Origin of the sequence: Nocardioides sp. NBC_00850 (assembly GCF_045207335.1) — a bacterium.
Classification (GTDB): Bacteria; Actinomycetota; Actinomycetes; order Propionibacteriales; family Nocardioidaceae; genus Nocardioides.
On sequence record NZ_CP108845.1, the window covers coordinates 5,323,604 to 5,342,409 of the forward strand.

The following is an 18,806-nucleotide window of genomic DNA, read 5'->3' on the forward strand; positions in this document are numbered from 1 at the left end:
GTCGTCTCGGAGTATCGCATACACCCTGTCAACAGATCGATATCCGGGATGACGTACGCCCCTGGACGGACGTGCCAGATCATCCCGCGGGCTGATTCGCCCACCGGGCCGCGCGCCTAGGCTCGGTCCGTGATCCAACTGCGCAACCTCACCAAGAGGTACGGCGACAAGACCGCCGTGGACGACCTCACCCTCGATCTCGAGCCCGGCTCCGTGACCGGCTTCCTGGGCCCCAACGGCGCCGGGAAGTCGACCACGATGCGTCTCATCCTCGGCCTCGACGCCGCGACGTCGGGCACTGCGACCGTCGACGGCAAGGCGTACGCCGATCTCGACCGTCCCGCGCACACCATCGGCGCGCTCCTGGACGCCAAGGCGGTCCACCCGGGCCGTTCGGGACGGGACCACCTGCGCGCGATGGCCCGCAGCCAGGGCATCGAGGACCGCCGGGTCGACGAGGTTCTGGAGCTGACCGGCATGACCGCTGCCGGCCGCCGCCGCGCCGGGATGTACTCCCTGGGCATGAGCCAGCGGCTCGGCATCGCCGGCGCGCTCCTCGGCGATCCGAAGGTGCTGATGCTCGATGAGCCGGTCAACGGCCTCGATCCCGACGGCGTGCGCTGGATTCGTACGCTGCTTCGCGGCCTCGCCGCCGAGGGCCGCACCGTCTTCGTCTCCTCCCATCTGATGAGCGAGATGGAGCAGACCGCCGACCGGCTCGTCGTCCTGGGCCGCGGGCGCCTGGTCGCCGACGCGCCGATGAGCGAGTTCCTCTCCCCCAGCGGCACCCGCGTACGCGGCCCCGACCTCGGCCCGCTCGCCGATCTGCTGGCCGGCCACGAGGTCACCTGGCACGGCGAGAACGAGCTGACCGTGGCGGTGCTGTCCACCGAGGAAGTCGGCACGCTCGCCCATCGGGCCGGGGTGCTCCTGCACCTGCTCGAACCCGTCGAACCGACCCTGGAGGAGTCCTACGTGAAGCTGACCGCGGATGCCGTCGAGTACACCGCCGGAGGTGCCGCGTGAATGCCCTCGCACGGGTCGTGAGCTCGGAGTGGCTCAAGATCCGGACCGTACGCTCCTCGCTCTGGTTCCTCGGCGGCGCGACCGCGATCATGCTGCTGACCTCGCTGCTCCAGGCCGACGACGGCGATCCGTCGGCCGTCGCCTCCACGGCGTCGGTGATCGGGTCGACGCAGTACTTCGTCCAGTTCCTCGCCGCCGCCTTCGGCATCCTCGCGATCACCGCGGAGTTCGCATCGCGCTCGATCACCGTCACCTTCGCCTGTACGCCTTCGCGGACCCGGGTGATGAGCGCCAAGGCGCTGGTCGTGGCGACCAGCGTTCTGGTGGCTGGGGTGGCCGTGGCCGGGCTTGGCCTGCTGGCCGCGGCGATCCGGCTCGGGGAGCTCGGCGACCTCACCGGCGACGACGTCGCACTCGTCCTGCGGCTCGGCGTGTTCTTGGCACTGCTCGCGACCGTCGGCCTCGGTTTCGGCGGCCTGTTCCGCCGCACCGCCGGCGCGCTCTCCTTCGTGCTCTTCCTGCTGCTGCTGATGCCGGAACTGCTCGGGCTGCTCGCCCAGCGGTTCGGCTGGTCGTGGCTGGAGACCGCGATCGACTACACCCCGGCACCGGCCGGGTACGCGCTCGTCGAGGGTGACTGGCTCTTCGGCGGCGTACTCCTGACCTGGGCGGTCGGGCTGGTCGCCGGCTCGGCCTGGGTGCTGCGCCGCCGCGACGTCTGACCCCGCCTGTGGGTGGCGCGGTCGTCCCTAGGGGAGCCGCGCATCCTTCATCTGCCGCGAGGCGTACACGTTGGTGATCACCACACCGTCCAGCCAGGCGGTCAACCGCTCCGCCTCGGCCTCCAGCGCCGCGCGGCCCGCGCCGCCGATGTCGTGGCGGAGGATCACCCGCACCGTCGCGTCCGCGTCCTGAACCCAGCAGCCGACGATCCGGCCGTCCCACCAGGCGGTGTTGCCGGCGTTGCCGTTGGAGTCGAAGAGGTACGCCACATCCTCGGCGTCCAGATAGAACCCGCGTTCCTTCCAGCCCATGACGGTGGGGTCGAGGGTGGGCAGCAGCGCGGCCCAGGGCTCGATCTCGGGCTCCGGCGAGGTGGCGATCGGGTCGTCCGGAAGGACCCATCCCGTGCCACCGCCCTCGAGCCCGACCTCCACGGCACCGACCTCGGCGAGCGCGGCCCGCACGGCCGACTTCGTGGACCCGAGCCACCAGACCACGTCGGCCTCGGTGCCCGGACCGAAGGTCCCCAGCCAGCGGCGGACGAGCTCGGCATAGCCCTCCGCAGACGCGAGCGGGACCGGCACCTCGTCGAGCCACGACTCGGTCAGCGTCCAGGCCGGCTTGTTCAGCCGCCAGTGACCGAGGTTGGTCGCCCGCATCAGCCGACCCTGCGCCGCGAGAGTGCCGATCACCCAGCGGCCGATCGGAAACTCTCCGCCCCACTTCTTCCCCGGCGTGCCGAGCTGGAAACGCGCGTCGAGCTCGGGCACCAGCTCGCGCAACTGCGTCGTGGTCCGCGGCTCTCCGTCGGCGAGCGCGGCGAGCGTCGCCGCGTACGCCTTCTCGATCCAGCCGTCCTGGTCCTCGTGAATGCCACCCGCGGTCAGCCACTTATAGAGGTTCTTCTCCTCCTGGGCGGCCACCCGGGCCGAGGCGCTCCCCAGCGCGGCCGGCAGCAGGTCGCGCGGGAAGGCGAAGAGCGTACGCCGCATCGCCAGCTGCTTGACCAGCGAGCGCTCCTCGTAGAGCGCCCGATCGACGTCCTCGACGCAGAGGTCGTGGACCCGCGCGTGCAGGGCGAGGTGGACGGTCGCGGCCTCGGTCGCGTGCCAAGCGGTCATCGCCTGCGTCGCGGCCACCACGTCGGCGTACCTGTGGTCGGGGGCGATCCCGTGCCGGCGGGCCAGTCTCGCCCGGCGCTCACGGTCGGTGACCATTCTCATCGGCAGAGCCTCACCCAAGGCACGTTAGTGGAGCGGGTCGCCGATCGTGCCGGAAGCCTCGTCGAAGACTCCCTGGCTGAGCCGGGTCAGGAGCGGCAGTCCGCCGTGCTCGGGGCCGACCTTCAGACCGCCGATGCGCTCCAGGCCGGTGACGACGTCGTCGGGACGTACGGTCGGGGTGCCGTGCTTGAGCAGGAGCTCCAGCCGGGAGCCACCCTCACGGGGCGCCGAGCCGAGGCGTACGACCGCGCTTCGGGCATCGAACTCACGCAGACCCTTCTTGGTCATCCGGGACACGATGACCTCCTCGGCTCCGAGGAACGCCTCGACCGCCGCAGCGGCCTCCTCCGGCGCCGTCGGCAGGTCGATGATCCACTCGCTGCCGGTGAGCAGGTCGGCCAGCGCACCCTTGGGCGAGGTGGCGGTGTCCACGACGTCGATCAGGTCGAGGCCGTCGGGCATGACCTCGTCCAGGGCAGCCTTGGTCGCGGCTGGGTCGACCGTCTCGCGCAGTCCCAGCTCGACGTACTCGGCCTCGCTCGCCGCTCCCGTCGGCGCCGCACCGGCGTAGGAGATGCGCGGGTGCGGGTTGAAGCCCGAGGAGTAGGCCACCGGGATCCGTGCCCGCGCGACCGCGCGCTCGAAGGCGCGGCTGAAGTCGCGGTGGCTGGTGAACCGGAGCCGGCCGCGCTTCGCGTAGCGGATGCGGAGACGCTGGACCGGCGGGGCCTGCTGTTCGGGCTGTTGACGCACGAGGTCGATTATGTCGGTCCTCGGGCGCGATCACCCATCCGGCGAATGGAAGGCGAACGGTCTGTAACGGTTTGCGCACGAAAAATGGGAGACTCGCGCGGTGACCCACCACAGAAGCAGGAAGTTCTCGGTACGCCTCAAGGAGCTTTTGCCGATCTTCGCGGTGGTCCTCACGGTCGGCGCCATCGCCGCGCTGACCGTCCTCGCACCCCGGTTGAGCGACTCCAGGCAGGCCTCCGCGGACACCTCCTCCTCACCGAGCGCCGATCCCGATGCGGCCAGCCCGTCGGCCTCCGCCTCGGCGCTGTCGGAGCCGCTGCCGAAGTTCAAGACGCTGGACGCACCGCCGGCGATCGACAAGGCCCCGAAGAAGCCGAAGATCGACCCGTGCGCGGTCCCGCGCAACCTGACCGTGATGACCTTCAACATCAAGGGTGGCCGGGTCTCCCCCGGCGAGCTCGGCGGCATCGCGAGCGTGATCCGGGCCTCTGGCGCCGACGTCGTACTCCTCCAGGAGGTCGACCAGAACCGCCGCCGCTCCGGCAATGTCGACCAGCCGGCGATCATCGCCTCGCACCTGGGCATGCAGTCGGTCTTCGGCGCCAACGCCTACATCACCGACCGCGGTGGCTACGGCACCGCGATCCTGTCGCGCTACCCCATCGACGGCTACGACAACACCCACCTGCCCAACCGTGACGGCAAGGAGCAGCGCGGCGTGCTCCGGGCCAACATCCTCGTCGAGGGCCAGCGCCTGGTCGTCTTCAACACCCACCTCGACCACACCTCCGACTCGCTGCGGCAGGCCCAGATCGGTGCGGTCATGTCGAAGGTGAACGCCTACGACGGCGCCAAGCTCCTCGGCGGCGACCTGAACGCAGGCGACGGCTCCAGCGTCCTGGGCGCCGCACTGGGCACGCTGTCCGACGCCGGCGCCTCTCTCGGCGCCAGCCACGACGGCGGCGGCCGCGTCGACTACCTGCTCCCCAACTCCTGGCTCTCCGCCGGTGACGGCAACGTCACCCCCACCGGCCTCTCCGACCACCACGCCGTCAGCATCGACTTCGCCATGCGCGGCGCCGCGGACTGCTGAGGCTCCAGCGTCGGGTACGACGGCCGGCGCGTCAGTAGCGCTCGACCGATACTGCGCGTTCCGGCGGGTCGTACGCCTCCGGCCAGAAGTCGGTCACTCGGGTGATCCGGCCGCCACGGATCTCGAGGAACGTCTGCGACTCACCGGACTCGTCCCCCATCCTCCAGTCGAACCAGACCACGGCCCGATCGTCGTCGGCGATCACGATCTTCGGGCTGAGGCGCCACTCTCCGGGGTAGGTCTGGTTGAACTCGAGGAACGCCTGGCGCCCGATGATCAGCTCGCGGGTCTGCGGCATGTCGTAGACGACGTCCTCGTCCAGCACCGCCGCCAAGGCGTCCCACTCTCGAGCATCGAGGAGCTGGAGATATCTACGTGCCAGTGAACTGTTGTCCGACATGGCGGCAACCTACCGGTGGTCGAGCGAGGGCGTGGGAGACTTCCCGCCGTGATCGAGTTGCGCCCAGCCGCTGCTGCTGACGTCCCCGCACTTCTCGAGCTGTGGGAGGTGGCTGCGGAGAACGACTCGCGGCCGACGGACTCCGCGGTGAAGGTCGAGACGCTGATCTCGCGCGACCCGGAGGCCTGCACGGTCGCGGTCACCGAGGAGGGCCGGGTCGTCGGTTCGTTGATCTCCGGGTGGGACGGCTGGCGCGCCCACCTCTACCGGCTGGCGGTTCATCCCGACGTACGCCGCCAGGGGCTGGCCCGCCGCCTCCTGGACCACGCCGAGACCCGTCTCGTGGCGCTGGGCGCGGGCCGGATCGACGCGATGGTCCTGGAGGGCAACGACCTGGGGCAGTCGCTGTGGAAGAGCTCGGGATACGAGTCGCAGGCCGAGTGGCGCCGCTGGGTCCGCCCGGTCGGCTGAGCGGCGGGTAACCGGTCGCCAAAGAGACCGAGTCGGGTCTACCTTCAGCGGATGGAGTTCCTGACCCCCGAAGACCTTCCCGCACCCGCCGGCTACAGCCACGCGGTGATCACCGACCCCGGCGCCCGGCTGGTCGTGACCTCGGGCCAGGTCGGCGTCACAGACGAGGGCGCCGTGGCCGACGGCTGGGAGGCGCAGACCCGGCAGACCTTCGTCAACCTCGGCGTGGCCCTGGCCGCCGCGGGCGCAGCCTGGGCGGATGTGGTGAAGCTGACCTACTTCGTCGTCGACACCACCGAGCTGCCGCTGATCCGGTCGGTACGCGACGAGTTCGTCGACCTCGCACACCCGCCGGCCAGCTCGCTGGTCCAGGTCGCCGGCCTCTTCCGCCCCGACGTACTCATCGAGGTGGAGGCCACCGCCGCCATCTAGCTGGGGTGGAGGTCGCCGGCTCCACGCTCCCCGACAAGGGCTGGTTCGAGGATGCTGAAGCCGAAGCTGATCCGCTCTGCTCCAACGCCGTGGCAAAGTACCTCGACATCCCCGAGGACGAGGCTGCCTGGCGCTACGGACTCTCCATCTCCGGAGACGAGCCCTACGTGGTCTCTTGCTGGGCCGTCTCCGAAGACCCCGTCACCGGCACGATGCGCGCGACTAGTCCCCGATCAAGAGCTACGGCGGTCACTTTCCCGCATGTGAGGTGCACATGCGGGAAAGCGACGGCTCTCAGACGAGTCGTACGACTCAGACCACGGACAGCGGCAGCAACTTCTTGCCGGTGGGGCCGATCTGGATGTCGGTGTTCATCTCCGGGCAGACGCCGCAGTCGTAGCAGGGGGTCCAGCGGCAGTCCTCGACCTCGATGTCCTCGCCGTTGGCGACGGCGAGGGCGTCCTCCCAGTCGGCCCAGAGCCAGTCCTTGTCGAGGCCGGAGTCGAGGTGGTCCCAGGGGAGGATCTCGTCGTACTCACGCTCGCGGGTGGTGTACCAGTCGAGGTCGACGCCGGTGCCGGCGAGACCGGTCTCGGCGGCGGTCATCCAGCGGTCGTAGGAGAAGTGCTCGCTCCAGCCGTCGAAGCGGCCGCCGTCGCGCCAGACGTGCTCGATGATCCGGCCGACCCGACGGTCGCCGCGAGACAGCAGGCCCTCGACGATGCCGGGCTTGCCGTCGTGGTAGCGGAACCCGATCGCCCGGCCGAACTTCTTGTCGGAGCGGACCACGTCGCGCAGCTTCTGCAGCCGCTCGTCGGTGGTCTCGTGGTCGAGCTGGGAGGCCCACTGGAAGGGGGTGTGGGGCTTGGGTACGAAGCCACCGATCGAGACGGTGCAGCGGATGTCGTTGCGGCCCGACACCTCGCGGCCCTTGGCGATGACCTTCTTGGCGAGCTCGGCGATCTGGAGCACGTCCTCGTCGGTCTCGGTCGGCAGGCCGCACATGAAGTAGAGCTTCACCTGGCGCCAGCCGTGGGAGTAGGCCGCTCCGACGGTGCGGATCAGGTCCTCCTCGGTGACCATCTTGTTGATCACCTTGCGCATCCGCTCGGAACCACCTTCGGGGGCGAAGGTCAGACCGGAGCGACGGCCGTTGCGGGAGAACTCGTTGGCCAGGGTGATGTTGAAGGCGTCGACACGGGTCGAGGGCAGCGAGAGCGACACGTTGGTGCCCTCGTAGCGGTCGGCCAGGCCGGTCGCGACGTCACCGATCTCGGTGTGGTCCGCCGAGCTCAGCGAGAGCAGGCCGACCTCCTCGAAACCGGACTTCCGGATCCCGTTCTCGACCATGTCGCCGATGGTCGTGATCGAGCGCTCGCGCACCGGGCGGGTGATCATCCCGGCCTGGCAGAAGCGGCAGCCACGGGTGCAGCCGCGGAAGATCTCCACCGAGAACCGCTCGTGCACGGTCTCGGCCAAGGGCACCAAGGGATTCCGCGGGTAGGGCCAGGCGTCGAGGTCCATCAGGGTGTGCTTGCGCACCCGCCACGGGATGTCGGGGCGGTTGGGGACCACGGCCTCGATCTGGCCGTCGGCGGCGTAGTTCACGTCGTAGAACTTCGGCACGTAGACGGCACCGGAGACGGCGAGGCGCCGCAGCAGCTCGTCGCGGCCGCCGGGGCGACCGTCCTTCTTCCACTCGCGCACGACCTCGGAGATCTTGAGCACGACCTCCTCGCCGTCGCCGAGCACGGCAGCGTCGAGGAAGTCGGCGATCGGCTCGGGGTTGAACGCGGCGTGGCCGCCGGCGAGCACCACCGGGTCGTCGTCGCCGCGGTCGACCGCGTGCAACGGGATCCCGGCGAGGTCGAGCGCGTTGAGCATGTTGGTGTAGCCGAGCTCGGTCGAGAACGAGAGCCCGAACACATCGAACGCCTTCACCGGACGGTGGGCGTCGACGGTGAACTGCGGGATCGGCCCGTGCTCGTCACCCTCGCGCATGATCTTCTCGAGGTCGGGCCACACGGCGTAGGTGCGCTCGGCGGCGATCCAGTCACGCTCGTTGAGCACCTCGTAGAGGATCTGGACACCCTGGTTGGGCAGGCCGACCTCGTAGGCGTCGGGGTACATCAGCGCCCACCGCACCTCGACCTCGTCCCACTTCTTGACGGTCGAGTTGAGCTCCCCACCGACGTACTGGATCGGCTTGGACACCAGCGCCAGGCGCGGCTCCAGCCGAGGGAAGACAGACTCAGGAACGAGGTCGCTCTGGGCGACGGTCACGATGGGCACCTCAAAGCTCGGGAACGATCAACCCCAAGCGTACGCCGCCTCCTGACTCCCCTACCAAACCTGGCGTCGCGAGGACAGAATGCCGGGCATGGCTTTGCGTACGTGGGCAGGAGAGTTCGCCGGCGGGACCGTGGCGACAGGCATGGCCAGGCTCAACGCCCGGCATCCCTGGAGCCACAACGACCACTTCCACAGCTGGATCCTCGCGAACCTGCCGGCGTGGCGCCGCAGCGCGCTGGACGTCGGCTGCGGCCGCGGCGAGCTCGTCGCCGCGTTGTCGCCGCGGTTCGCAGCGGTCCGCGGGAACGATCGGGACGAGGAGATGCGGCGACACGCCACCGCCCGCTGCGCGGGTCTCGCCAACGTCACCGTCGACGGTCGCCCCTGGGCCGAGACCACCGGGCCGGTCGACCTGGTCACGATGGTCGCCGTCCTGCACCATCTGGACGTCGCCGCCGCCCTCGCTGATGTGCGCCGTCTCCTGGAGCCGGGAGGGCGCTTCCTGGCGGTCGGCCTCGCGCCGCCGCGCAGCGCGACGGATCACCTCTGGGACCTCGCGTCAGCCGTGACCAATCCGGTGATCGGCTACGTCAAGCATCCGTGGCCGTCGGCCGACGGCACACCCGTCACCCCGGTCCCGATCACGGACCCGACGATGCCCTTCGACGAGCTGCGCGAGACCGTCCGAGACGTCATGCCCGGCGCCTCGATCCGCCGCCGCCTCGGGTTCCGGCACACCATCGAGTGGACCAAGCCGTTGTAGCGGAGCGGAAATGGGTGTTGGGGCCGCCCCTCCCGGACGGCCCCAACACCCTGAGCTCAGAGCCGGTGGCTCAGAACAGCGTGGTGAGCAGCAGGTTCGGCGAACCGGTGCCCGGGTTGGTGACCACGTCGGGGGTGGCGGCGCCGGTCAGGCCCGTGGCGACGTCGGCCGGGGTGGCCGAGGGGTTCGCCTCGAGGAAGAGCGCGGCGGCACCGGCGACGTGGGGGGTCGCCATCGACGTACCGGAGATGGTGTTGGTCGAGCCGTCGTTCCAGGCCGAGGTGATGTCGACGCCGGGGGCGAAGATGTCGAGGCACTCACCGGTGTTGGAGAAGTCCGCGGCGGCGTCGGTGTCGTCGGTGGCACCGACGGTGATCGCCTCCGGAACGGCCGCCGGCGAGGAACCGCAGGCGTCGGAGCTCTCGTTGCCGGCCGCGACGGCGTAGGTCACGCCGTCGGCGATCGAGGCCTGGACGGCCGCGTCGAGAGCGGCGTCGTTGCCACCACCGAGCGACATGTTGGCGACGGCCGGGCCGTCGGTGTGGTTCTCGGTGACCCACTCGATGCCCGCGACGACACCCTCGGTGGTGCCGGAGCCCTGGTCGTCGAGGACACGGACCGGAACGATCGTGGCCTCCTTGGCCAGACCGTAGGTGGTGCCGGCGACGGTGCCCGCGACGTGGGTGCCGTGGCCGTTGCCGTCGGTCGGGTCGGTGTCACCGTCGACGGCGTCGAAGCCCTCACCGATGCGGCCGCTGAACTCCGAGTGGTCGGTCGCGACGCCGGTGTCGATGATGTAGGCGGTCACGCCCGCACCGGTCTGCTCGTAGTGGTAGTTCTTGTCGAGCGGCAGCGCGGCCTGGTCGACCCGGTCCAGACCCCAGGTCGGGTCAGCCTGGTCACCCTGGGTGGTGTAGCGGTGGTTGGCCTGCACGTAGGCGACGTCCGGGTTGGAGCGGACCTCTTCGAGCGCGTCCTTGTCGAGCGAGGCCGAGAAGCCGTTGAACGCCGTGTTGAAGACCTCCCGTACGTCTCCACCGGCGTCGCGGGCCTCGCTGCGGACCGACTTGGCCTCGGACTTGGCCATGTCGCTGCGGCCCTGCTTCTCCATCACGACGATGTACTGGCCCTCGATTGCGGTCGAGGCGTCCGCGCCGCGCAGCGGTGCAGGACTGTCCGCGGCACCGGCCGGGACGGTGAAAGCGATCGCCGAGGCTGCTGCTCCAACAGCTACGGCGGAGATGACTGCCGGCGCCTTGAAGGCCCGGTTCTTGATGGTTCGGTTCACGAACTGACTCCCGTCATCGTGCGGCCCGATGGGGCCACAACCATTCATTGCACCGGACTTGGGAACCGCCTGTAGGTGGTCCCACGCGCAGACCTCGCACGTGCCGGCCGAACGCCCTGCGCCCTCCCTACGGCCGCAACCCGAAGCGTTCGGTCAACCACGTAATCACGTTACGTAGCACCCGTAACGACCCAACTCTTCGCATTGCAGCAACGTGCAGATACCAAAGGTGAACACCCATAAACAGGCCATAAACAAGGTAGGAAAAATGGCTGTAACCAACACGCCGGGCCGCCCGCGTTACGCGAGCGACCCGGCGTGGTCAGGCCTCGGATCAGGCCATCGGATGTGCGCCCGAGATCAGGCGACGGAGGTGTCGTCGATCAGGAAGCTGGTTCCGAGCGAGGAGTCCTCGGTGCCGGTGAACGTCAGTGTGACGGTGCTGCCGGCGAAGGACCCGAGCGAGAACGACTTCAGCGAGTACGACGAGCTCGCGTTCAGGTTGGAGTACGTCGCCAGCGTCGTCGACCCGACCTTGACGGTCAGCTTGTCGTAGGCCGTCGAGGTGGTCGTCTCGTTGGTGATGACCCGCAGGTAGAACGACAGGGTCTTGCCGGTCGTGGGCAGGGTGACCGACTGCGACAGCGTGTCGGTGTGGGCGGAGCCGTAGCCGTTCAGCCACGCCTTGTAGGAGCCCGTACGCGCCGGCGCGCTGCTCGAGTTGTCGATCACACCGGAGGAGGCGCTCCAGCCGGTCGCGCCCGACTCGAAGCCCGGGTTCGTCAGCAGGTTGCCCGTGGTCGGCGGGTCCGTCGGGTCGGTGCCACCGCTCCACAGCGAATGGAGGAGACGGTTGGGTGAACCGGTCCCGGGCGAGGTGACCACGCCGGTGGTGGCGTTGGAGTTGATCGCCGAGGCGACGGCGGAGGCCGATGCCGTCGGGTTCGCCTGCAGGTAGAGCGCTGCCACTCCCGCGACGTGCGGGGTCGCCATCGACGTACCGGAGATCGTGTTGGTCGCCGTGTTGGAGGTGTGCCACGCCGAGGTGATCGAGGAGCCCGGGGCGAACAGGTCGACGCACGAGCCGATGTTGGAGAAGCTCGACCTGGCGTCGGTGTTGGTCGTCGAGCCGACGGTCAGGGCTCCGGCCACTCGGGCGGGCGAGCCGTTGCACGCGTTCGCACCGGAGTCGTTGCCCGCGGCCACGGCGTAGGTGACACCGTCCGCAATCGAGCTGGAGACCGCGGAGTCGAGGGTCGAGGAGACCCCGCCGCCGAGCGACATGTTGGCGACCGCCGGACCGGAGGTGTGGTTGGAGGTCACCCAGTTCACACCCGCGATCACGCCGGCGGTCGTGCCGGACCCGGAGGCGTCGAGCACGCGGACGGGCACGAGGGTGACGTTCTTGGCGACACCGTACGTCGACCCGCCGACGGTGCCGGCGACATGGGTGCCGTGGCCGTTCTCGTCCTCGGTGCTGGACCCGATGGCGGTGTAGCCGGAGGTCACCCGGCCGCCGAAGTCCGCGTGCGCGGAACGGATGCCGGTGTCGATGATGTACGCCTTCACACCCGAGCCGGTGTAGTCGTAGTGGTAGTTCGAGTTCAGCGGCAGGTTGCGCTGGTCGATCCGGTTGAGCCCCCAGGTGGGGTTGGCCTGGTCGCCGCTGGCCTTCACGACCTGGTTGGCCTCGATGTAGTCCACATCGGGGTTGCTGCGGAGCGCGTCGAGCGCGTCGGCGTCGAGCGTGGCGGAGAATCCGGTGACCGCCTTGTCATAGGCGTACTTCACCGAGCCACCCTTCTCCTTGGCGAGCGCCCGGGCGTCGGCGGCGTTGGCCTTGGCCGCCGCACCGCTGCCCTTCATCACGACGATGTAGGAGTTGTCGATGGCCGTCGACCTCTCGGCACCGATCAGCGGTGCCGGACTGTCTGCTGCGCCGGCGGGACCGGACATGGCCAGGATGGTGGTAGCGGCACCGACGGCGGTGACCGTCGCTGCTGCCAGTGCGCCGAGGCGCTGGGTTCTGTCGAAGCGGAGCCCGAGACTACGAGCTCTGTGGGGTCGGTTCACGATTGCTGCTCCCGTCGTCAAGCAGCCTCGGGTTGAGGCTGCAAGGGGTCACAGATGCCCTGTAGGGCAACCGGGACGGAACGTAATCGAGTTTAATTTCGATGAAACGCGACATCTTTTCGCACTGCAGCAACCTGCAGGCGATCACGCGAGCGGAGGTCCTGAAGTGGTCCGGACCGGTCCAGACCGGTGCGCCGCGAACGGGCCGAGATGCCCAGCAGCAGACCCACCGCCAGCAGGGCCGCGATCATCGAGGAACCGCCGTAGGAGATCAAAGGTAGCGGTACCCCGGTGACCGGCATGATGCCCAGGCACATCCCGATGTTCTGGAAGCTCTGGATGCCGAGCCAGCACACGATCCCGGCCGCTGCCACGCGCCCGAAGAGGTCGTCGGTGCGCGCCGCGATCCGCAGTCCGCGCCACAGCACGACGCCGATCAGCCCGATCACCAGCAGCGAGCCGACCAGCCCGAGCTCCTCCCCCACGACCGTGAAGATGAAGTCGGTGTGCTGCTCGGGGACGAAGCCGGCACGCGCCTGCGAGCCCTGGAAGAGACCCTGCCCGAAGATGCCGCCGTCACCGATCGCGATCCGCGCCTGCTGGACGTTGTAGCCGGCCCCGCGAGGATCCAGCGACGGATCGGTGAACGCCATGAACCGGTTGATCTGGTACTGCTTCAGCACCCCGGTCGCGACCACCGTCGTGGCACCCGCCACAGCGGTCAACGCCAGCAGCGCCAGCCATCGACGCGGCGTTCCCGCGGCCGCGAGCACGCAGAAGACCGTCACACCGAGCACCAGCGTGGTGCCGAGGTCGGGCTGGAGCAGGACCAGGACGATCGGCACCGCCGCGACCAGGATCATCGCGATCACGTCGCCCACCGACACCCGTGCCCGCCAGCGGCCCTCGCTGCGCTCGGCCAGGACCAGCGCCATCGCGATGACCACGGCCAGCTTGGCCAGCTCCGAGGGCTGGACCTGCACCGGCCCGAGATTCACCCACGACTTCGACCCGTTGACCGTGGAGCCCATCACGAGCACCAGCACCAGCCCGATCACCGCGGCCAGGTAGACCACGGGTGTCAGAAGCCGGACCCAGCGGTGGTTGGTCGCGACCACGCCCACCATCAGCACCAGCCCGGCGGCCACGTTGATCGCCTGTTTGCGCAGGTAGGCGGTGGTGTCGCCACCCGTGATCGCATCGCGGTGGATGGTCGCGGACCAGACCAGCAGCACCGAGAGCGACACCAGGACGAGCACCGCGCCCAGGAGGACCAGGTCGATGCGGCGTACGAAGGCCATCACGTCGTTCTTCATGCTCTGCCCCTCAGTCCTTCGGGGCGACGATCGAGCCGTCGGCACCGAATGCGGGCAGGTTCCTCGGCGGGTCGATGCCCCGGATCGCGGCCTTGTCGGGCCGCACCTCGGCACCGCCCTCCTCGACTCCGTAGAGCGTCTCCCACAGCTTGCGTACGGCATCACCGACCGAGCCCGAGCCGGTGCCGCCCTGGGAGATCGTCATGATGACGACGTACTTCTTGTTGTACGTAGCGACCCAGCCGGTCGTCTGCTTGCCGGTGACCTCGGCGGTGCCGGTCTTGCCGCGCACCTTCACCTCGTCGAGCGGGAACCCGCCGAACTTCCAGGCCAGGGTGCCGGCGCGTGGGGTGCCGAGGAGCGCCTCGTTGACGTAGTCGATGCTCTTGGCCGACATCTTGACCTTGCCGGAGACCTTCGGGTCGATCTTCTCGACCACGGTGCCGTCGCCGCTGACGACAGCCTTCCCGACCCTGGGCTCGAAGAGGGTGCCCCCGTTGGCCAGCGAGGCGTAGGCCCGGGCCAGCTGGATCGGGGTGACCATCGTGTCGCCCTGCCCGATCGAGAAGTTCACCGCGTCACCGGTGCGGTAGTAGTTGCCCTCGATGCAGAACTCGTGGGCGAACAGCTGCAGGAACGAGGTCGGCGCGTTCTTCTTCTCGTCCATCCGGCAGTAGTAGCCCTTCATGGCCTCGTAGTACTCGGCCTTCCACTTCCGGTCCGCGATCCGGCCCGCCGACTCCCCTGGCAGGTCGATGCCGGTGCGCTTGCCGAAGCCGAAGGCCTTGGCGGTGTCCACCAGCGGATCCCTGGCCTTGACGTCGGCCGGGTTCGAGCCGTACTTCTGCCAGTAGTTGACCGCGATCCGGTAGAAGAACGTGTCGCAGGAGAGCTCGAGCGCCTCGGCGAAGTCGATGTAGCCGTAGGCGGCCGACTCGTAGTTCTTGAACCAGCGGTTGCCCACCTGGAGTCCGCTGGAGCAGTCGAGCTGGGTGTCGCGGCTGTAGCCGTTGTTGAGCGCACCGACCGTCATGAACGGCTTCCACGTCGAGCCGGGCGCGAACTGGCCCTGCGTGGCCCGCGGCAGCAGCGGGTAGCCCGCCTTCTCGGAGTAGAGCCTGTCGAGCTGCTTCTGGGTGATCCCGCCGACCCACTCCTCCGGGTCGTACGTCGGCTGGCTGGCCATCGCGACCAGCCGGCCGGTCTGTGCCTCCATGACCACAACCGAGCCGGAGTCGGCCTCGTAGTTGCGGCCGGTGATCTTGTCGAAGGTGTTGCGGGCGGTCTCCATCGACTCGGCCAGCAGCTTCTCGGCGCGGCCCTGCACCTTGGCGTCGATGCTGGTCACCAGCGTGTCGCCGGGCTGGGAGGCGACCGAGTCGCCGCGCCCGATCTCACGGCCGAGCGAGTCGACGGTGACGGTGTCGTAGCCGGGCATCCCGCGCAGCCACTGGTCGTACTCCTTCTCGACGCCGGAGCGACCCACCATCGAGGTGTTGTTGAGCGACTCGTCGCCGCGCTCCTTGGCGTTGTCGTTCTCGTCCTCGGTGATCGGAGAGAGATAGCCGAGCACGCCGGCGGCGTTGATGCCGTAAGGGCTCGGGTAGGAGCGCAGCGTCTGCTTCTCCGCGACCACTCCGGGGAAGTCCTCCGGCTGCTCGAGGATGCGCAGCGCGGTCGACTCGGAGACGTCGGTGGCGATCGGGACCGGCTGGTAGCGGGTGCCGGACCAGTTGGCGATCGCCTCGTTCTGCTTCTTCGGGGACACGTCGACGGCCTTGGCGACGCGGGCCATCAGCGTCTTCCTGTCGTCGTCGTCGAGCCCGTCGAGCACGCCCTGGTCGAGGCTGACCACCCAGGCGGAGCGGTTGGTCACCATCGGCCGGCCCTGGGCATCGACGATGATGCCGCGCACCGGCTGGCGCACGATCTCGCGTTTGGACTGCGAGGCCGCGGCTGCCTGATAGGCGTCGCCGTGGCGTACCTGCAGGTAGAAGAGCCTGACCCCGAGCGTGGCCAGCAGCGAGAAGACGAGCGCCTGGATCACGATCAGCCGCAGCCGGCTGACCTGGGCGGTGGAGAGTCGACTCGCCGCCATCAGTGCCCCAACCCGAGAGGCCGTGCCGTAGGTCGTGCGATGCGTGCGTGCATCGCAAGGCGGCGTCGCGATGGCATACCGGGTGTCTTCCGAGCGGCGCCAACGCAGCGAGGTGCGTGCGCAGCGTGCGACCTACGGTGCGGAATCGAGGGGCGGGGCACTAGAGATCTCCCTTGCCGATCAGCCACAGCAGCGCCGGGATCAGCAACGGCGCCAGCAGCAGGTCGTAGCCCACGCTGATCGCCACGGTCGGCAGCAGCGTCAGCGGCGCCTCCCCCAGGATCAGGCCGCTGACCGCGAAGATGCTGACCCCGATGAACGCGCAGGTGGCCACCGTGGCCATCACGGTCATCGCGTTGGGACGGCCCTGGCCACCGTGGATGCTGCCCTCGCCGATGCTCCCTTCGCGGACGCGTCCGGCGACGTAGCCGACAATCAGCAGCGCGAGCGCCCACCGGCCTGCGGTGTGGTCGGCGGGCGGCGCCAGATCGAGGAGTACGCCGGCGGCGAACCCGGTCACCAGACCGGCCTGCCCGCCACGGGTGAGCGCGACCGCGAGGACGACCAGGAGCGCCAGGTCAGGGGTGATCCCGCGGATGGCGAAGGCCGGCGCCACGCTCAACTGGAGGACGACGGCGATGACGACCAGCATGCCGACCAGGACGTTGCGCAGCACCGGAGCGGCGCCGGAGGCACGGCCTTCCATCTCGCTCATCGCAGCTCCCCTTCCGGTGTGATGACGGCCCGGTCGCTCATGGTGTCGTTGGGCACCACCACACCGACGACGTCGAGCGAGCCGAAGTCGACGTACGGCTTGATCCGGACCGTCTGCGAGGAGTCACGCACGCTCTCGAAGCTGTCGGTCACCTCGCCGATCGGCAGCCCGGAGACGTAAGGAGCGGCCCGGCCGTCACCCCAGGTGATGACCGTGTCGCCCTTGAGCGGAGTGGTGGACTGGTCGACGAGGTCGAGGGTCAGCAGACCGGCGTTGGCGCCTCCGGCGACCACGCCGGAGCCCCGGACCATGCCGACCTGGCCGGACTTCTTGCCGCTGCGGTCGGCACCGCCGAGGCGGCCGCCGACGACCGAGGCGGCATCGACGATCAGCAGGACCGTCGCCGAGGTCTTGGTGACCCGCAGGACCCGGCCGACCAGGCCGTCGCCGGTCACGACCGACATGTCGGACCTGATCCCGGCGGCGCTGCCGGCGTCGATGGTGACGGTGCGGTTGAAGGTCTGGGCGGGGCCGTAGGCGGTGACCCGCGCCGGCACCATGGCGTAGCCGAGGTCCTCGGCGGCGCGGGTGATCGACTCGTACTCGGCGAGCTTGGCGCGGCCGTGGTCGGTGACCTCGACCTGGCGGCGCAGCGTGGAGTTCTCGGCCTCGAGCTTCGCGACCCGGTCGCGCAGCTCGTCGCGGGTGTCGAACCACTCCGGGATGTCGGTGAACGGGCGGGCCACCAGCGCCGCGCCGGTCTCCAGCGGGGAGATCACCTCGCCGACGGCGGCGCGGGCCGGCTCCAGGACGGGGGTCTGGTCGAGCGTGGCCAGCGTCGCGCAGCACAGGATGAGCGCGATCAGCCAGGAGCGCTTCGGACCACCGCCGCCGGCCTTGGTCTCGAGGCTGCCGCGGCGGTTGAGCCGCTCCCGCGGCGTACGGGCCATGGGTTTTGGCCCTTTGCGTTGTTCCAGCCCTTTGCGCAGACGTTCGCTGGGGCGGGGGCTCAGCAACGACACGTCACCATCTCCTGTTCTCGTTCACCAGGACGGGGCGGAGCACGTCGTAGTCCTCGACGCAGCGGCCGGCTCCCATCGCGACCGAGGTCAGCGGGGACTCGGCGACGTGGACGGGCATGCCGGTCTCGTGGCGCAGGCGCTCGTCGAGCCCGCGCAGGAGGGCACCACCGCCGGTCAGCACGATGCCGCGGTCCATGATGTCGCCGGCCAGCTCGGGCGGGGTCTGGTCGAGGGTGGAGCGGACCGCGTCGAAGATGTCGTGCAGCGGCTCCTCGATCGCCTTGCGCACCTCGGCGCTCGAGACGGTCACGGTGCGCGGCAGGCCGCTGACCAGGTCGCGTCCCCTGATCTCGGCCTCGGGCTCGTTGGGCAGCGGCCAGACCGAGCCGAGGGTCATCTTGACCTCCTCGGCGGTGCGCTCTCCCAGGAGCAGCGCGTGCTCCTTCTTCAGCCAGGTCATGATCGCGTTGTCGAGCTGGTGGCCGGCGGTCCGGATCGACTGCGAGGTGACGATGCCGCCGAGGCTGATCACCGCGACCTCGGTGGTGCCGCCGCCGATGTCGACGACCATGTTTCCGGTCGGCAGGTGCACCGGGAGCCCGGCGCCGATCGCGGCCGCCATCGGCTCCTCGATGATGTTCACCATCCGGGCGCCGGACTGGTAGCCGGCCTCCTTCACCGCGCGGATCTCGACCGCGGTGATCCCGGACGGGACGCAGATGACCATCCGCGGCTTGGCGAAGTAGCGGCGGCGATGGACCTGATGGATGAAGTAGCGGAGCATCTGCTCGGTCGCCTCGAAGTCGGCGATCACGCCGTCCTTCAGCGGTCGCAGCGCGACGATGTCGTCAGGCGTACGTCCCAGCATCTTCTTGGCCTCATGGCCGACGGCGACCATCTCGCCGGTGTTCTTGTTGAGCGCGACCACACTCGGCTCATCGACAAGGACACCCTTGCCGCGGACGTAGACGAGTGTGTTTGCGGTGCCGAGGTCCACCGCCATGTCACGTCCAATGATGCTCGCCATGCGTCCTCGCGTTCCCGGGGCGCCGCGTCGGGGATCTGTGCTGCAGGATGCGGGCCTCCCGACGAGGCTACGAAGGTCCGAGCCTCAATCC

The 18,806-nt window shown here is 69.4% G+C and carries 17 protein-coding genes; 6 read left to right on the forward strand and 11 right to left on the reverse strand.

Annotation, left to right across the window (positions count from 1 at the left end; genetic code table 11):
* Positions 1-129: 129 nt before the first annotated feature.
* Both OH802_RS25745 and OH802_RS25750 read left to right on the forward strand, forming a co-directional pair.
* The gene (locus OH802_RS25745) at positions 130-1,026 is read left to right on the forward strand and encodes an ABC transporter ATP-binding protein (protein WP_406023245.1); all 897 of its coding nucleotides are present in this window, start codon (positions 130-132) and stop codon (positions 1,024-1,026) included.
* Complete coding sequence (locus OH802_RS25750) at positions 1,023-1,748, forward strand: hypothetical protein (RefSeq protein WP_406023246.1); 726 nt, start codon at positions 1,023-1,025, stop codon at positions 1,746-1,748. Before OH802_RS25745 ends, OH802_RS25750 begins: the two co-directional genes overlap by 4 nt.
* A 27-nt stretch (positions 1,749-1,775) precedes the next feature.
* On the opposite strand, the gene OH802_RS25755 is transcribed toward OH802_RS25750, so the two are convergent.
* Both OH802_RS25755 and OH802_RS25760 read right to left on the reverse strand, forming a co-directional pair.
* On the reverse strand, positions 1,776-2,972 hold the full coding sequence (locus OH802_RS25755) for a winged helix DNA-binding domain-containing protein (protein WP_406023247.1): 1,197 nt from the start codon (positions 2,970-2,972) through the stop codon (positions 1,776-1,778).
* A gap of 24 nt (positions 2,973-2,996) precedes the next feature.
* Positions 2,997-3,725, reverse strand: a complete 729-nt coding sequence (locus OH802_RS25760; protein ID WP_355231603.1) for a TIGR03936 family radical SAM-associated protein — start codon at positions 3,723-3,725, stop codon at positions 2,997-2,999.
* 100 nt (positions 3,726-3,825) lie between these two features.
* Here OH802_RS25760 and OH802_RS25765 point away from each other — a divergent pair, with 100 nt between their 5' ends.
* Positions 3,826-4,818, forward strand: a complete 993-nt coding sequence (locus tag OH802_RS25765) for an endonuclease/exonuclease/phosphatase family protein (protein WP_406023248.1) — start codon at positions 3,826-3,828, stop codon at positions 4,816-4,818.
* 31 nt (positions 4,819-4,849) lie between these two features.
* On the opposite strand, the gene OH802_RS25770 is transcribed toward OH802_RS25765, so the two are convergent.
* A complete protein-coding gene (locus OH802_RS25770; protein WP_406023249.1) occupies positions 4,850-5,218 on the reverse strand; it encodes a nuclear transport factor 2 family protein in 369 nt (122 codons plus the stop codon).
* 48 nt (positions 5,219-5,266) lie between these two features.
* On the opposite strand from OH802_RS25770, the gene OH802_RS25775 reads away from it, so the two are divergent.
* Together OH802_RS25775 and OH802_RS25780 are read left to right on the forward strand one after the other, a co-directional pair.
* Complete coding sequence (locus OH802_RS25775; protein ID WP_406023250.1) at positions 5,267-5,689, forward strand: GNAT family N-acetyltransferase; 423 nt, start codon at positions 5,267-5,269, stop codon at positions 5,687-5,689.
* A 51-nt stretch (positions 5,690-5,740) separates the two neighbouring features.
* Complete coding sequence (locus tag OH802_RS25780) at positions 5,741-6,121, forward strand: RidA family protein (protein WP_406023251.1); 381 nt, start codon at positions 5,741-5,743, stop codon at positions 6,119-6,121.
* A gap of 312 nt (positions 6,122-6,433) precedes the next feature.
* On the opposite strand, the gene OH802_RS25785 is transcribed toward OH802_RS25780, so the two are convergent.
* Complete coding sequence (locus OH802_RS25785; RefSeq protein WP_406023252.1) at positions 6,434-8,404, reverse strand: TIGR03960 family B12-binding radical SAM protein; 1,971 nt, start codon at positions 8,402-8,404, stop codon at positions 6,434-6,436.
* Between the two features lie 97 nt (positions 8,405-8,501).
* Between OH802_RS25785 and OH802_RS25790 the strand changes: the two genes are divergently transcribed.
* On the forward strand, positions 8,502-9,176 hold the full coding sequence (locus OH802_RS25790; protein ID WP_406023253.1) for a class I SAM-dependent methyltransferase: 675 nt from the start codon (positions 8,502-8,504) through the stop codon (positions 9,174-9,176).
* 70 nt (positions 9,177-9,246) lie between these two features.
* Here the strand turns inward: OH802_RS25790 and OH802_RS25795 are convergent, their stop codons facing one another.
* The 7 genes from OH802_RS25795 to OH802_RS25825 form a co-directional block, all read right to left on the reverse strand.
* Positions 9,247-10,464, reverse strand: coding sequence for a S8 family peptidase (locus OH802_RS25795; protein ID WP_406023254.1), 1,218 nt, complete (start codon positions 10,462-10,464; stop codon positions 9,247-9,249).
* 360 nt (positions 10,465-10,824) lie between these two features.
* The gene (locus tag OH802_RS25800) at positions 10,825-12,420 is read right to left on the reverse strand and encodes a S8 family peptidase (protein ID WP_406023255.1); all 1,596 of its coding nucleotides are present in this window, start codon (positions 12,418-12,420) and stop codon (positions 10,825-10,827) included.
* A 209-nt stretch (positions 12,421-12,629) separates the two neighbouring features.
* The gene (gene rodA, locus OH802_RS25805) at positions 12,630-13,853 is read right to left on the reverse strand and encodes a rod shape-determining protein RodA (protein WP_406023256.1); all 1,224 of its coding nucleotides are present in this window, start codon (positions 13,851-13,853) and stop codon (positions 12,630-12,632) included.
* Positions 13,854-13,863: 10 nt separating this feature from the next.
* Complete coding sequence (gene mrdA / locus OH802_RS25810) at positions 13,864-15,951, reverse strand: penicillin-binding protein 2 (protein WP_406023257.1); 2,088 nt, start codon at positions 15,949-15,951, stop codon at positions 13,864-13,866.
* 160 nt (positions 15,952-16,111) lie between these two features.
* A complete protein-coding gene (mreD, locus tag OH802_RS25815; RefSeq protein ID WP_406023258.1) occupies positions 16,112-16,666 on the reverse strand; it encodes a rod shape-determining protein MreD in 555 nt (184 codons plus the stop codon).
* The gene (gene mreC, locus OH802_RS25820) at positions 16,663-17,616 is read right to left on the reverse strand and encodes a rod shape-determining protein MreC (RefSeq protein ID WP_406023259.1); all 954 of its coding nucleotides are present in this window, start codon (positions 17,614-17,616) and stop codon (positions 16,663-16,665) included. Before mreC ends, mreD begins: the two co-directional genes overlap by 4 nt.
* 73 nt (positions 17,617-17,689) lie before the next feature.
* Positions 17,690-18,715, reverse strand: a complete 1,026-nt coding sequence (locus OH802_RS25825; RefSeq protein WP_160024659.1) for a rod shape-determining protein — start codon at positions 18,713-18,715, stop codon at positions 17,690-17,692.
* Positions 18,716-18,806: the final 91 nt, after the last annotated feature.